At 71.3% G+C, this 14441-nt stretch carries 9 protein-coding genes, 1 tRNA gene and 1 pseudogene; 8 read left to right on the forward strand and 3 right to left on the reverse strand.

The window, feature by feature from the left end:
- Positions 1-371: 371 nt before the first annotated feature.
- The 3 genes from DY245_RS37450 (at position 372) to DY245_RS37460 (ending at position 4614) form a co-directional block, all read left to right on the forward strand.
- Positions 372-902, forward strand: coding sequence for a GNAT family N-acetyltransferase (locus DY245_RS37450; RefSeq protein ID WP_128511560.1), 531 nt, complete (start codon positions 372-374; stop codon positions 900-902).
- 128 nt (positions 903-1030) lie between these two features.
- Positions 1031-3757, forward strand: coding sequence for an alpha/beta fold hydrolase (locus tag DY245_RS37455; protein WP_128511561.1), 2727 nt, complete (start codon positions 1031-1033; stop codon positions 3755-3757).
- Complete coding sequence (locus DY245_RS37460) at positions 3754-4614, forward strand: ABC transporter permease (RefSeq protein ID WP_128511562.1); 861 nt, start codon at positions 3754-3756, stop codon at positions 4612-4614. Before DY245_RS37455 ends, DY245_RS37460 begins: the two co-directional genes overlap by 4 nt.
- A gap of 69 nt (positions 4615-4683) precedes the next feature.
- Here DY245_RS37460 and DY245_RS37465 read toward each other — a convergent pair whose 3' ends face one another.
- The gene (locus DY245_RS37465; RefSeq protein WP_128511563.1) at positions 4684-5703 is read right to left on the reverse strand and encodes an alpha/beta hydrolase; all 1020 of its coding nucleotides are present in this window, start codon (positions 5701-5703) and stop codon (positions 4684-4686) included.
- Positions 5704-5971: 268 nt separating this feature from the next.
- Here DY245_RS37465 and DY245_RS37470 point away from each other — a divergent pair, with 268 nt between their 5' ends.
- The 3 genes from DY245_RS37470 to DY245_RS37480 all read left to right on the forward strand — a co-directional run bounded on the left by DY245_RS37470 (position 5972) and on the right by DY245_RS37480 (position 10657).
- Positions 5972-8053, forward strand: a complete 2082-nt coding sequence (locus DY245_RS37470) for an FUSC family protein (RefSeq protein WP_128511564.1) — start codon at positions 5972-5974, stop codon at positions 8051-8053.
- A 108-nt stretch (positions 8054-8161) separates the two neighbouring features.
- Entirely contained in the window at positions 8162-9241 is a 1080-nt protein-coding gene (gene mreB / locus DY245_RS37475; RefSeq protein ID WP_128511565.1) for a rod shape-determining protein, read from the forward strand.
- Positions 9242-9568: 327 nt separating this feature from the next.
- A complete protein-coding gene (locus DY245_RS37480; protein WP_128511566.1) occupies positions 9569-10657 on the forward strand; it encodes an alpha/beta fold hydrolase in 1089 nt (362 codons plus the stop codon).
- An 11-nt stretch (positions 10658-10668) separates the two neighbouring features.
- Here DY245_RS37480 and DY245_RS37485 read toward each other — a convergent pair whose 3' ends face one another.
- On the reverse strand, positions 10669-11454 hold the full coding sequence (locus tag DY245_RS37485; RefSeq protein WP_244943511.1) for a TetR/AcrR family transcriptional regulator: 786 nt from the start codon (positions 11452-11454) through the stop codon (positions 10669-10671).
- A gap of 204 nt (positions 11455-11658) precedes the next feature.
- On the opposite strand from DY245_RS37485, the gene DY245_RS37490 reads away from it, so the two are divergent.
- Entirely contained in the window at positions 11659-12885 is a 1227-nt protein-coding gene (locus tag DY245_RS37490) for an FAD-dependent monooxygenase (protein ID WP_425329493.1), read from the forward strand.
- Positions 12886-13515: 630 nt separating this feature from the next.
- Here the strand turns inward: DY245_RS37490 and DY245_RS37500 are convergent.
- Positions 13516-13591, reverse strand: a tRNA-Arg gene (locus tag DY245_RS37500).
- Between the two features lie 302 nt (positions 13592-13893).
- Here DY245_RS37500 and DY245_RS37505 point away from each other — a divergent pair.
- Positions 13894-14441 (forward strand): annotated as a pseudogene (locus DY245_RS37505) (GTPase domain-containing protein); the annotation flags it as partial.

Genomic DNA, 14441 nt, shown 5'->3' on the forward strand with positions numbered 1-14441 from the left:
CCCGCCTGGCAGCCGCCGGTCGGCCCGGTGCCCCCGTTCAGCGGCCCGCCGATGCCGCCGGCCGGTGCCCCGCCGATGCCGCCCGGCACCCCGCCGCCCCCGCAGGGCGGATTCGGACCGCCGCAGTACTGACGGTACTGACGGCCCACGGCCGAAAAATCATGTGCCCGGGCGCCCGCCGATCGCTATGGTGCGACGGTGCGCCCCGAGCGCAATCACTGCTGCGACAAGGGAGGTTGATGAATATGGTCCGCCGGACGCGTCATCAGCATGCCCTTGTCCGGGCCGTTTGAGCGGGAAGCCGGAGCCGCAAGTCTGAGCTCCGAGCGCCCCAGCACGGCCCGGTCGCCGAAAACGACCAGGAGTGACGAGTGTCCTCTCCCTCTTCTTCGCCTTCCTTCTCCTCCTTCTCTTCCAGTGGTACGGATCTGCTCACCGACCGCCTCGTACTGCGGCCGTGGTCCGGCGCCGAGACCACCGCCGTCGTCACCGGGACCCGGCAGCCGCACTGGGCGGCCGACTTCCCCGCCGACGGCGACCGGGTCATCGCCGGCTTCACCGCCGAACACCCGCAAGCGCGCGGCCCGTACGGCCAGCGGCAGATCATCGAGCGGGCGAGCGGCCTGGTGGTCGGCGCCATCGGGCTGTTCTGGCCGCCGGACGAGGGCTCGGTCGAGTTCGGGTACGGCATCGTGCCGTCCCGGCGGGGACGCGGCTATGCGCCCGAGGCGGCCCGCGCCCTGGTGGCGTTCGCGTTCACCGCGCCGGGCGTGCACACGGTCTGCGCGGACGTCGAGCTGTCGAACCCGGCCTCCTGCCGCGTGCTGGAAAAGGCCGGGCTGGAGCGCTGGAGCAGTGATGACCGGCTGGCGCGGTTCCGTGTGACGGCGCCCGAGCGGTAGGGCCTGGCCCGGCCGGTCTCGTACCGCGTTCGTGGTACGAGACCGGCGAACCCTACTCCCAGGGGAGACCGCCGGGTTCAGCCCGGGGTACCGGCCGCCCGTTCCGGCCCGTACCTAGGATTCACGGTATGGATCTCCGAGGTCTCAGACTGCGCGGACGGCGCCTGTATGCCACGGTGGGCGCGCTGGCCGTCCTCATGGGAGGCGGCACCTGGGCGGCCGCCTCCTCGGACGCCACGCCCCCCGTGCACCGCGAGGACCGGCTGCTGACCATGCCCGGGACGCCGGGCGGCAAGAAGCAGGTACGGATCGACACCTCCTTCTTCACCGCCGGGGGAGGGTCAGCCGGAGGCGGCTCCACCGCCCGCCGCCCCGCGGTGCTGCTCGGCCACGGCTTCGGCGGCAGCAAGGCCGATCTGCGGGCCCAGGCCCAGCAACTGGCCCGGGACGGCTACGCCGTCCTCACCTGGTCGGCGCGCGGCTTCGGGAAGTCCACCGGGAAGATCGGACTGAACGACCCGGACGGCGAGGTCGCCGACGTCAGCCGGCTGATCGACTGGCTGGCCAAGCGGCCCGAGGTGCAGCTCGACAAGGCCGGCGACCCCCGGGTGGGCGTCGCCGGAGCCTCGTACGGCGGCGCGATCTCCCTGCTGGCGGCCGGTCACGACCCGCGCGTCGACGCCATCGCCCCGCAGATCACGTACTGGAACCTCGCCGACGCCCTCTTCCCCCACGGCGTGTTCAAGAAGCTGTGGGCGGGGATCTTCTTCACCACCGGCTCGGCCGGCGCCCCCACCGGCGCTCCGGGCGCCGCGCCCGTCACGTCCGGCGGCTGCGGCAAGTTCGAGCCCGCGCTGTGCCGGATGTACGAGCGGGTCGCCGTCGCAGGCAAGCCGGACGCCGCGGCCCGCCGCCTCCTGGAGGCCCGCAGCCCGTCCGCCGTCGGCGACCGCATCAAGGTGCCGACCCTGATCATGCAGGGCCAGACCGATTCCCTTTTCACCTTCGACCAGGCCGACGCCATGCAGAAGGCGATCCGCAAGAACGGCGCGCCGGTCGACGTCGACTGGATCGCGGGCGGCCACGACGGCGGGGACCGCGAGACCGCCCGCCTCCAGGCCCGTACGAAGGCCTGGTTCGACCGGTATCTGAAGGGCGACAAGGGCGCCGACACCGGGCCCGCGTTCCGGATCAGCCGCACCGGGGGAGTGGACTCCACCGACGGCGCGGTGCGGCTGCGCGGCGCGAGCGCGGACCGCTATGCCGGCCTGGACCACGATCCACGGCGGATCCGGCTGGCCGGCCGCACCCAGACCTTCGGCAACCCGGCCGGCGCCGGACCGCCCGCCATCTCCGCGGTGCCCGGCGTCGGCGCGCTCGGCAACCTCTCCGCCCTCGGCGCGGGCGGTCTGTCCCTGGACTTCCCCGGCCAGTACGCCCGCTTCGAATCGGCGCCGCTGCCCGACCCCGTCCACCTCACCGGCAGCCCCACCGCCACCGTGCGGGTGCGCGCCGACTCCCGGGACGCGGTGTTCTTCGCCAAGCTCTACGACGTCGCCCCGGACGGCCGCCGCCAGGTGCTGCCCGCCCAGCTCGTCACGCCGTACCGCGTCGAGGACGCCCACGACGGCAGGACCGTGCGGCTCCAACTGCCCGCCGTCGACCATGATTTCGCGGCCGGCCACCGGCTGCGGCTGGTGCTGTCCGCCACCGACCTCGGCTATGCCTCACCGGCCGAGCCCGCCACCTACACCGTCTCCCTCAAGGACGGCGGCATCAGTGTGCCCACCGCACCCCAGGTGCGCAGCGCGGCCGCCCCGCTGCCCGCCTGGACCTGGGCGCTGCCCGCCGCGGCCGCGGTGATCGCCGCGCTGCTGCTGCTCACCGCCCGCCGCAGGACCGTGGCGCCCGCCCCCGACCCGGCGCTCGCCGAAGTCCCGCTGCAGATCAGCGACTTGAGCAAGCGCTACGCCAAGTCCGCCGACAGGTACGCCGTACGGGACCTGTCCTTCCGCGTCGAGAAGGGCCAGGTGCTGGGCCTGCTGGGGCCCAACGGCGCCGGCAAGACCACCACGCTGCGGATGCTGATGGGCCTGATCACGCCCGACGAGGGCGAGATCAGGATCTTCGGGCAGGCGATCCGGCCGGGCGCCCCGGTGCTGTCGCGGGTCGGCGCGTTCGTGGAGGGCGCCGGCTTCCTGCCGCATCTGTCCGGCCGGGCCAACCTCGATCTGTACTGGCAGGCCACCGGGCGGCCCGCCGCCGATGCGCATCTCGACGAGGCGCTGGCGATCGCCGGCCTCGGCGACGCCCTGCAACGCGCCGTGCGCACCTACTCCCAGGGCATGCGGCAGCGCCTGGCCATCGCCCAGGCCATGCTCGGCCTGCCGGATCTGCTGATCCTCGACGAACCGACCAACGGGCTGGACCCGCCGCAGATCCGTGAGATGCGCGATGTGATGATCCGTTACGCCGCCGCCGGACGCACCGTCATCGTCTCCAGCCATCTGCTGTCCGAGGTCGAACAGAGCTGTACCCATCTGGTCGTCATGGACCGCGGGCAGCTCGTGCAGGCCGGGCCGGTCGCCGAGATCACCGGTTCCGGTGACACCCTGCTGGTCGGCGTCGCCGGTACGGAGCCGCTCTCCGACGCCCTGGTGGAGAAGGTCGATGCGCTGCCCGGCGTCGCCTCCGCCGTACGCGCCGACGAGGGTCTGCTGGTCCGCCTCGCGGACCCGGCCGGCACCCCGCAACTGCTCGCCGAGCTCCTCAGGCTGGAGATCCCCGTGGACCGTATCGGCCCGCACCGCCGCCTTGAGGACGCCTTCCTCACCCTGATCGGAGGTGACCGATGACCGCGACCCCCGTGGCACGGGCGCCGGGCTACCGCGCCCGCCGCACCCTGCCGCTGCGCGTCGAGGCCCGGCGCCAGCTGCTGCGCCGCCGCACGCTGGTGATCGCCGCCATCCTGGCGCTGCTGCCGTTCGTGCTGGTGGCGGCGTTCGCGATCGGCGGTGACCCGAGCAGCCGCAGCAACGGCCGGATCACCCTGATGGACAGCGCCACCGCCTCCGGCGGCAACTTCGCCGCCACCGTGCTGTTCGTCTCCGCGGGCTTCCTGCTGGTGGTCCCGGTGGCGCTGTTCTGCGGCGACACGGTCGCCTCGGAGGCGAGCTGGTCCTCGCTGCGCTATCTGCTCGCCGCGCCGGTCCCACGGGCCCGGCTGCTGCTGAGCAAGCTGACCGTCGGGCTGCTGTTCAGCGCCGCCGCGATGCTGCTGCTGCCACTGGTCGCACTGGGCGTGGGCATCGCCGCGTACGGCTGGGGACCGCTGCAACTGCCCACCGGCGGCGCGCTGTCCGCGGGTGAGGCGGTGCCGCGGCTGGCTGTCGTGGTCGGCTATATCTTCGTCAGCCAACTGGTCACCGCGGCGCTCGCCTTCTGGCTGTCGACGGTGACCGACGCACCGCTGGGCGCGGTCGGCGGCGCCGTCGGCCTGACCATCGTCGGCAATGTCCTCGACCAGGTCACCGCCCTCGGCGACTGGCGCGACGTGCTGCCCGCCCACTGGCAGTACTCCTGGGCGGACGCCCTGCAGCCCAAGATGGAGTGGTCCGGGATGATCCAGGGCTCCGCGGTCTCGGTGTCGTATGCGCTGGTGCTGTGCGCGCTGGCGTTCCGCGGCTTCGCGCGCAAGGACGTGGTGTCCTGACGGCGCACGCGCCGCTGCCGGTGGCCGGCGGGCGAACATCCGTCCTGCCGGCCACCGCAACCCTTGGCGTCAGGCGGTCGGCCCCTGCATGTGCGCACTGACCCACCGCATCGTGCCCTCGCCCAGGCCCTGCACATAGGTCGCGGCGCTGTGCGTACCGCCCGGCACGATCTGCAGCCGGGTCCGCACCGGACCGTGCCCGTACTGCGCGATGAACTTCCGCACCTTCGGCAGCACCGTGTACTCCCGGGAGCCGTCCTGGAAGGCGAGGTAGACCTCCGGACCGCCGCGCGCCATCAGCCGGCGGGCCAGCACCTCCGGGTTGTTCTCCCGCTCCTCCTTGGCGTGGCCGTTCCACAGCGGTGAGTCGGGCACGATGTCCGGCCCGTTGGGGATCGCCACCTTGAACGTGTCCGGGTGCTGGAGCACGTTCTTCAACGCCGCGAACCCGCCCGACGAGGAGCCCATGATCGCCCAGGCGTCACGGGTCTTGAGGGTGCGGAAGTTCTGCCGTACGAGATCGGGCACGTCCTGGCTGAGCCAGGTGCCGATCTTCGGCTGGCCCGGTATGTCGCTGCCGTCGTAGTACTGCTTGTCATTGGGGTTGAGCACCGGCATGACGACGATGAACGGCAGGCTGGTGCCGTTCTTGGACCACTGGGCGAGGTTCTCCTCCAGCTTGAGGTCGGAGCCGATCCAGTAGTTCACGGGGTAGCCGTACGCGCCGGGCAGCGCCTCCATCACCGGGAAGCCCTTGTTCGCGTTCCGCTTCTCGTAGTACTCCGGCGGCGCCCACACCCACACCTTCCCGGTGAAGCCCGACTTCGGACCGTGGAAGGTGGTCACCGCTATCGGGGTGTTCTCGCCGGCCCCGCCGACCCGGCTCACCTCCTCGAAGCTGATCGGATGCGTGGGCCACTGCACCAGCGACCGCTTCCCCGGTGGCGTGGCATGCAGCGCGGCCCCCGTCTTGGGGCCACCGAACCGTACGGGGGAAGCCTGGGAGGCGCTGGTGCCGCAGCCGGCCGTACCGACGAGAACGGTCAGGGCGATCAGCGCGATCACCGGATGGAACAGTGCTTTGCGCACGGGGCCTTCTCCTTGCCGAACACGCCGGGAGCTGTCCCGGCTGACCAGCAAGAGGGAGCCCGGGCGGGCCGTGGTTTCCCTTCCGGGGTGTCGGCTTGCTCGCACCACTCACCCGGAATCCGGGCATCCCCTTGGTGACCTGGGATGTTTACGCGCACCGGAAGGGCGGTTTACCGGGATTTTCCCGGTGGGAGGGGGGCAGGAGACGCCGGACAAGGCCCGCCCCGACCACTCCGGAACCTCCGCTTTCGGCCCTTATCCTCTCGCTATGACCTGGTCGCGTGCGCTCAAGGAAGCCGCCCGCTCCGGGCTGGCCATCGAGCGGACCAAGCTCACCCCGCTGATCGCCGTCCGCGGCTCGGCCGGCGTCGCGATCGTCATCGGCCTGTGCCTGTGGCGCGGCGACCCGACCCTCGCGGTCTCCTCCGCCTTCGGCGCCTTCGCCGCCGGCATCGTCACCTTCCAGCGCAGCATGCGGCCGCGCCCCGTACTGGCGCTCGCCGTCGCCGGCGCGCTGGCGGTCTCCACCTTCCTCGGCTACCTGGCCGCCGCCCATGTCGCGGCCTTCGTCCTGCTGCTCGCCGGCTGGACCTTCCTCGCCGGCATGGCCTGGGCGGTCGGCCCGATCTCCGGACTGGTCGGCACCCAGACCGTGGCGATCATGCTGGTCACCGTCACCCTGCCGACATCCGTCCTCGGCGCACTGGAACACGCCGCGCTGATCTTCTTCGGCGGCCTCGTCCAGGCCACCCTCATCGTCGTCTTCCCGGTCCGCCCCTGGGGCATCCAGCGCGATGCGCTCGCCGACGCACTGGCCGCCGAGGCGGACTACGCCCGGCGGCTGCGGCACGACCCCGTCGCCCCGTTCGACCCCTCGCCCCTGATGGACGCCCGGCTGGCCTCCGCCGTGACCCCACGTCAGGCCAAGCGCCGCCCCGCCCAGCTGCACGGCCCCCGCGGCCTCGCCGAACGCGTCCGGCCGCTCCTCGCCTCACTCGCCGACCCGGTCATCGGCGCCCCCCTGGAAGGGCCCGAACGCGACCGCGCCCGCGACCTGCTCGGCGCCGCGGCCACCGTCCTGGACGCCGTCGCGCACGCCGTACGGCACGCCAAACCGGTCCGGCTGCCGCCCGAAGCGATGGCCACCCTCGAAGTCCCCGCAACCGGCCCGATGCTCCAGGGCGCGGCCCGCCGCGCCGCCTACCGCCTGATCTCCCTGCTCGCCGACGCCGTCGAACTCACCGACGAGCCGGTCCAGGCCACCCGCCCCACCACCGAGGCCGAACGCGGCCATCTGCTGCGCCCCAGCATCCCCCGACTGGTGCCGGCCGCGCTGCGCGCCCTGCACCGCGAGGCACGCTGGTCCTCGCACATCTTCCGGCACGCCCTGCGCGTCTGCGCGGTCGCCGCCGCCGGCTTTCTGCTGGGCACCGCGCTTCCGTTCGGCCACGGCTACTGGGCACCGCTCGCCTCCGTCATGGTCATGCGCCCCGACTTCGCCCAGACCTACTCCCGCGGCGTCGCCCGCTTCACCGGCACCCTCGTCGGCGTCACCGCCGGGGGCGCGGTGATGGCGCTCGCCCACCCCGGCGAGTACGTCAGCGCCGGCCTTGCCGTCGTCTGCGTATGGCTCATGTATCTGCTGATGCGCACCGGCTTCTCGGTGACCTCGGCATGCGTGGCCGCCTATGTCGTCTTCCTGCTCGGCATCGCCGGCGAGGGCTGGGAACAGACCGTCCAGGAACGCATCGTGCTCACCCTCGCCGGCGGACTGCTTGCGATGCTGTCGTACGCGCTGTTCCCCGCCTGGGAGACCCCCAAGCTGCGCGACCGCCTCGCCGCATGGCTGGCCGCCAACGGGCGCTACGCACTGGCCGTGTTCGAGGCCTGCGCCCACCCCGCCGAACGCCGCCCACGGCAGGTCCGCGAGGCCCTGCTGGACGCCCGCGCCGCCCGCCTCGCCTGGGAGGAGAGCGAGGCCCGGGCCGAGAAGGAACCCGTACGCCACCGCGGACTGTCGCTCACCTCGGCCAAGGCGGCCAGCGCCGCGCTGGCCACGATGGGCCGGGTCACCATGATCCTGGAGGCCCATCTCCCCGACAAGGACGCCGAACCCTCGGCCGGCGCCGCCGCGTTCGCCGCCGAACTGCGCCCCTCGCTGGAGCGCGCCGTGCAGGCCGTCCGGGACGGGGAGCCATTGAACTGGAGCGCGCTGCGCGCCGTATGGGAGCAGTGGGACACCGAGGCCGAGAGCGAGGGCGTCGCACTGCGCGTCGCGGACCTGCTGCTCGACGCCCTCGACGACCTGGCCGAGGCGCTGTCCACGGGAACCATTCCGCAGCCCCAGTAGTCTTATTAATTGCCCGCAATGATCCTCATTGGCATCCAATGGGGTTGTCTGCCACGCAATGCCCGAGGAATGTCCCCACCCTGTCGCGAGAGAGCACACAAACTCCCCATGGCGTCCAGCACTTCGTCCGGTACGTACGACATAGGCATCGACCTCGGCACGGCCAACACCCTGGTGTACGCCCGCGGCAAGGGCGTGGTGCTGAACGAGCCGTCCGTCGTCGCGGTCAACGCCTCCGGCGAGGTCATCGCCGTAGGTGCGGAGGCCAAACGGACCATCGGCCGCACGCCGTCCGGCATCACCGCGATGCGCCCCCTCAAGGAAGGTGTCATCGCCGACTTCGACGCCGCCGAGCGGATGCTGCGCGCCCTGATGAAGAAGGCCCTGCCCAGCCGCCGTTTCTCCAGGCCGCGGGTGGTCATCTGCGTCCCCTCCGGCATCACGGGCGTCGAACGGCGCGCCGTCATCGACTCCGCCCGGGGCGCCGGGGCCCGCGAAGTGCACCTCATAGAAGAGCCGATGGCCGCCGCGATCGGCGCCGGCCTCCCGGTGGACGAGCCGGTCGGCTGCATGGTGGTGGACATCGGCGGCGGCACCACCGAGGTCGCCGTCGTCTCCATGGGCGGCCTGGTCACCTCCCAGTCCCTACGGGTCGCCGGCGACGCCCTGGACGCCGCCATCGCCACGTACATCAAGAAGAAGCACTCACTCGCCATCGGCGAGCGCACCGCCGAGGACATCAAAATCGCCATCGGCTCGGCGGCCTGGACCCCGGTAGACGTCGATGAGGAAGGCGAACCGGAACGCCGCACCTCCTACACCGTCCGCGGCCGCGACCACGTCAGCGGCCTGCCCCGGATCCACGAGATCACCGAGGAGGAGATCCGCGACGCACTGGCCGAACCGGTCGAGGCGATCGTCCGCGCCGTCCACCGCACCCTCGACGAATGTCCCCCGGAGCTCTCCGGCGACATCATCGAACGCGGCATCGCCCTCACCGGCGGCGGCGCCCTCCTCCGCGGCCTGGACCAGCGACTCCGCCAGGAGATGGGCGTCCCCGTCATGGTCGCCGACCAGCCCCTGGACTGCGTGGTCAACGGCACCGCCAAGTGCGTCGACGAATTCGCCACGCTGCACGGGCTGCTGACGGGAGCCAAGGAACAGCCGAGGAGGACGGTGCGGTTGTAGGTGGGGGGGTGGGTGCTGGTGGCTGGTGGCGGCAGGCGGGCTGCCGGGCCTCGACCGTTTTGCCACTCCGGCAAGAATTGTCGCGCTCGCCGTGATCACGTCCCATCATCGTGGCGGAGCGGCCACGATGGCTCTGATGGCCAAGGTCCCTGACGATCCGTTGCCCCGTGCCGTAGTCATCGGCCATCGACCGCTGGCCAGCGGTCATCGGTAGTCGCCCAACCGCCATGGCCGAAGGCCACCGCTACCAGCGCTACCACCGCTACCACTGCCACCACCGCCATCAGCGCCGCGAGCCAAGGTCGCCGAACTCCCCAGGGAGGATGCATGTCGCAGTCCGCCAAGCCGACGCCCACACCATCCGACTCCCCGTCCGCCTCCCCGTCCGCCTCCCCATCCGACTCCCCGTCCGGCCCCTCCACCCCGCCGCCGGCCGTCATCCACCGCTCCGTGGAGGCCCCGGGCGGCCGTATCCACCTGGTGGAGCAGGGCACCGGCCCCCTGGTCCTCATGGTCCACGGCTTCCCCGAGTCGTGGTACTCCTGGCGCCACCAACTCCCCGCGCTCGCCGCCGCCGGCTATCGGGCGGTCGCCATCGACGTACGCGGCTACGGGCGCTCCTCCAAGCCCCGCGAGGTGTCGGCGTACCGGATGCTGGCCCATGTCGCCGACAACGTCGCCGTGCTGCGCGCCCTCGGCGAAGAGACCGCGATCATCGTGGGCCACGACTGGGGCTCACCCATCGCCGCCCATACGGCGCTGCTCAGGCCCGATCTCTTCACGGCCGTGGCGCTGATGAGCGTGCCCTACGCGTCCCGGGGCGGGATCCGGCCCACCGAAGCCTTCGCGCGGCTCGGCGGTACCGAGGAGTTCTACATCAACTACTTCCAGGAGCCGGGCCGGGCGGAGGCGGAGATCGAACCCGATGTCCGTGGTTGGCTCGCGGGCTTCTACGCCGGACTCTCGGGCGACGCGAAGTCACCGTCCGGCCAGGGCCACGTCAACCTCTTCTCCGTGGCCCCGGGCGGCAAACTCTCCGACCGCTTCCCCACCGACACCACCACCCTGTCCTCCTGGCTCACCGAGGCCGATCTCGACTTCTACGTGGACGAGTTCGAGCGGACGGGCCTGACCGGCGGGCTCAACCGCTACCGCAACGTCGACCGCGACTGGGAAGACCTCGCCGCCTGGGCCGGGGCACCGCTCACCCAGCCCGCGCTCTTCATCGGCGGGGAACTCGACGCCCCCACCACCTGGATGGCCGACGCCATCAAGGCCTTCCCCATCACCCTCCCCGGCCTCTCCTCCTCCCACATCCTCGAAGGCTGCGGCCACTGGGTCCAACAGGAACGCCCCGCCGAGGTCAACCGCCTCCTCCTCGACTGGCTGCACTCCTTGCCCGCTCCCCGCGCCTGAAGGGACAGCCCTCAGCCTCTTCGCCCACGCGAGATATAGGCCTCCAGCCCGTCCAGGATGCGCTCCAGGCCGAACTCCCATGCCTGGTCGCGTGAGGTGTCGTCGGCCCCGGTGGACGCGACGGCCGCGCTGACCGCCGGAAAGCGATCGGTGCGACCGACGAGCAGCTCGTTCAGCGCCGCGCTCATGACCTGCTCGGGTTCCTTCGCCCGCGCGCTGTCCAGGCCCATCGAGGCCGACACCTGGGCGATGGCCCGGATATGGCCGTTCACCACGACGACGGCGTCGAGCTGCTCGCCGCCGGTCAGCCCGGTGTCCGCGAGGGCGGCGACCGCGCGCTCCGTCCAGCCGAGTTCGTTGGGCCCCATGACCCGGGGCCCAACGGCCGCGCCCAGAAGCCACGGGTGCCGGTGGTACACCGCCGCCAGCGCTTCCGCCCACTCCCGCAACGCGACCCGCCACCACCCGCCGTCGCCCGGCCGGCCGGCGGCCTCCGGCGAAGGCGCGGCCGGCGGCTCGCCCATCGCCATATCGATCATCAGCGCGACCAGTTCGCTCTTCCCCGGCACATAGCGGTACAAGGACATCTTGGTGAAGTCCAGTTCGCCCGCGACCCGTTGCATGGAGACCGCCCCCAGCCCGCCGGCATCGGCAAGGGCAATGGCCGTACGCGTGATCCGTTCCAGGCTCAGCGCCGGCTTGGGGCCACGACTGGGCCGCTCACGCCCGCCCCACAGCAGCTCGACGCTGCCCGCCTGATCCCCGAACACGCTGCTCTTCTCGTCGTCTCCAGCCACCCCCGCATCCTAAAACTGTGTCCAGGGTACACGAAATAGCGTCCATCGGATACAGTTTCTCTTGCCGTGACGACGGATCGACGAGGGGAGCGTTCGATGACACACCAACCGACAACAAGGCGCGCAGCCACAGACCCAACGCCAACCCCAACCCCAACCCGAACCAACCAACCCCACCAGCCCGACCGAACACACCGCACAGTCCTGATCTCAGGCGCCAGCGTTGCCGGCCCCGCCCTGGCCTACTGGCTCAGCCGCTACGGCTTCCGGCCCACCGTGATCGAGGTGGCCCCCGCCCTGCGCGGCGGCGGCTTCGCGGTCGACTTCCGCGGTGCAGCGCAGCTGACGGTCCTGGAACGCATGGGCGTCCTGAACGACATCAAAACCCACCACACCGGCACCGGCACCGCACTGAGCTTCATCAACAGCGAGGGCGACCAATTAGCGGCGCTACCCCCCGAGTTCGCCGCCGGCGAGGTCGAAATACTCCGCTCGGACCTCTCCCGCATCCTCTACGAACACAGCCTGGCCCCGACCGACGGCGGCCACGCCCCCGCGTACCTCTTCAACGACTCCATCGCCTCCCTCACCCCCACCCCCGAAGGCGTCCATGTCACCTTCGAACGGAGCGCGCCACGCACCTTCGACCTCGTCGTCGGAGCGGACGGCCTGCACTCCACCGTCCGCCGACTGGCCTTCGGTCCCGAGAGCGACTTCGTCAGCCACCTCGGCTACTACGTAGCCGCCTGGGACCTGCCCGAGACCGCCGGCGACCTCGCCGCCCGCCCGGTCGGCTACTCCGAACCCGGCCGCCTGGCCACCGTCGGCCGCACACCCCGCCGCGCCAACGACGCGGGCTACACCGGCGAAGCCTTCTGCGTCTTCGCCTCCGAGCATGAACTGCCCTACGAGCGCCGGGACCTCAAGTCCCAGAAGCAGGCAATAGCCCAGGCCTACGAAGGGGCAGGCTGGCGCACACCAGAGCTGATCGAGACCTTGTGGGGCGCCGACACCCTCTACTTCGACTCCATCAGCCGGGCCGACGTCCCGAACTGGTCCACGGGCCGCACGGTGCTCCTCGGCGACGCCGCATACGGCGCCACGGTCGGCGGCATGGGCACCGGCTCAGCCGTCATCGGCGCCTACATCCTGGCCGGCGAACTGGCCCTCGCCGACGGCGACCACCACACCGCCTTCGCCCGCTACGAACAAAAACTCCGCCCCTACGTAACCCAGTGCCAACAAGGCGGCCGCGGCACCGGCGAATTCCTGGCCCCCACCACCCAGGAAGCCATAGACGCCCGCAACACCGCCCTGAACGACCCAGCCACCCTCACCACCATGCTGGCCCAGGGCCAAGACCTCTCCACAGCCATCACCTTGCCCAACTACCCCTCACCACTCACCAACCAGCCCCCACCCCACCCCTAGCCCAAACCCCGACAGCCACTACGCCCTGGCCAGGGCCCCGCCCATGTTCTGGATCTGCTAGCGATTCTTCGCCCGCTGGCCGTAGGCGACTGCGAGGGCCGGATGGGAGGCGCCGCGGAGGAGCTGAAGCCGAGCGACGGTCTGCTCCAGGGCGAGAAGGGGGGACTCGCAGGCTCCGTGATCTGCCAAACGTGACGGACCGCGCGGAAGGAGGCGCTCACTTCCGAGGGGTGCAGCTCTCCGCTCGGCAAGAACGTATACGACCTGCGGCACACCCGCCTGTCCCACCGGCTCAACAACGGAGTCCCGCCGGCGCAGGTCGCGGAGTGGGCGGCGACAGCGTCCCTGTGCTGCCTGCCGTCTACGCCCGCTGCGTCTCCGGACACCTCAAGGATCTCAAGAGGCGGATTGAGGCAGGAGGGTATCTGCCGGACGTGTCTTCGAAGGGCTGACCCCCCGGCCACGGAGAACTCCACCGCGCATTCTCCGTGGCCACCCGCAGAACCCCGGTGACAGTCGGACAGCGCCGGCCCCTCCCCGTGATGATCCGGGGCGGGTCCGGCGCTTCTGCATGCGTGCTCACACATACCCTGACCAGCAAAAAGACCCTCCCAATGGGAGGGTCTGGCCTGGCGCCCCCGGCAGGACTCGAACCTGCGGCCAAGTGCTTAGAAGGCACCTGCTCTATCCACTGAGCTACGGGGGCCGGGTGTGGACGTGGATCACGGACCGCGGACAAGGATAGAGGTCCGGGTGCCTCGTCCCGGTTGCTTCACCTCCGTGGCACGTTGTGGAGGTTCAGTGAAGCGGTCCCGATAATCGCAGGCAGGTACGAATCCTGCATCGCTTTTGGCGTCTCGTGCGGCGGGTGTTGTGCACTCGTTATGCCTGTGTCTCACTTGTCCTGAACGTCCCATGCGCCACTCATCCCGTTCTGTCAGGGTTCTTGCGGCGCGCACGAGGGGTTATACGCTTCAAAAACCCAACGAAATTGGGCATTCTGCACATGTGGCGACCTTGGACGTACGACCCCGGCTGATCGACGCGCTGTCCGTTCTGCGCGACCGTGTCGACGCCGCCCGCTTTCCGCTGCCACTACGGGGCGCTGCCTACGCCCGGCGCAACCGGGCCGAGCTGCTCGCTCAGCTCGATGACTATGTGATTCCCCGCCTGCGGTCTCCTCAGGCCCCACTGCTCGCAGTGATCGGCGGATCCACCGGGGCGGGCAAGTCCACGCTGGTCAATTCGCTGGTCGGGCGGCGGGTCTCGGAGGCCGGGGTGTTGCGTCCGACGACGCGTACGCCGGTGCTGGTCTGCCATCCCGACGATCTCCACTGGTTCGCCGGGCCGCGGGTGCTGCCGCAGCTCGCCCGGATGTGGGTCCCCGAGCAGGATGACGGCGGCGAGGGGGAGGAGTACGCGGCGGGGGGCGGCGGTCTGGGGCAGGCGGAGTTCGGGGGGCGCGGCTTGGGCTCGGCGGTTGGTGTGCGTGGGGGTGGGCGTGGCGCGGGGGTGACGGCTGGGGCTGGAAGTGGGCGTGGGGGCGGTGGGGTGGC

Origin of the sequence: Streptomyces inhibens, from assembly GCF_003389455.1 — a bacterium.
GTDB classification, from domain to species: Bacteria; Actinomycetota; Actinomycetes; order Streptomycetales; family Streptomycetaceae; genus Streptomyces; species Streptomyces inhibens.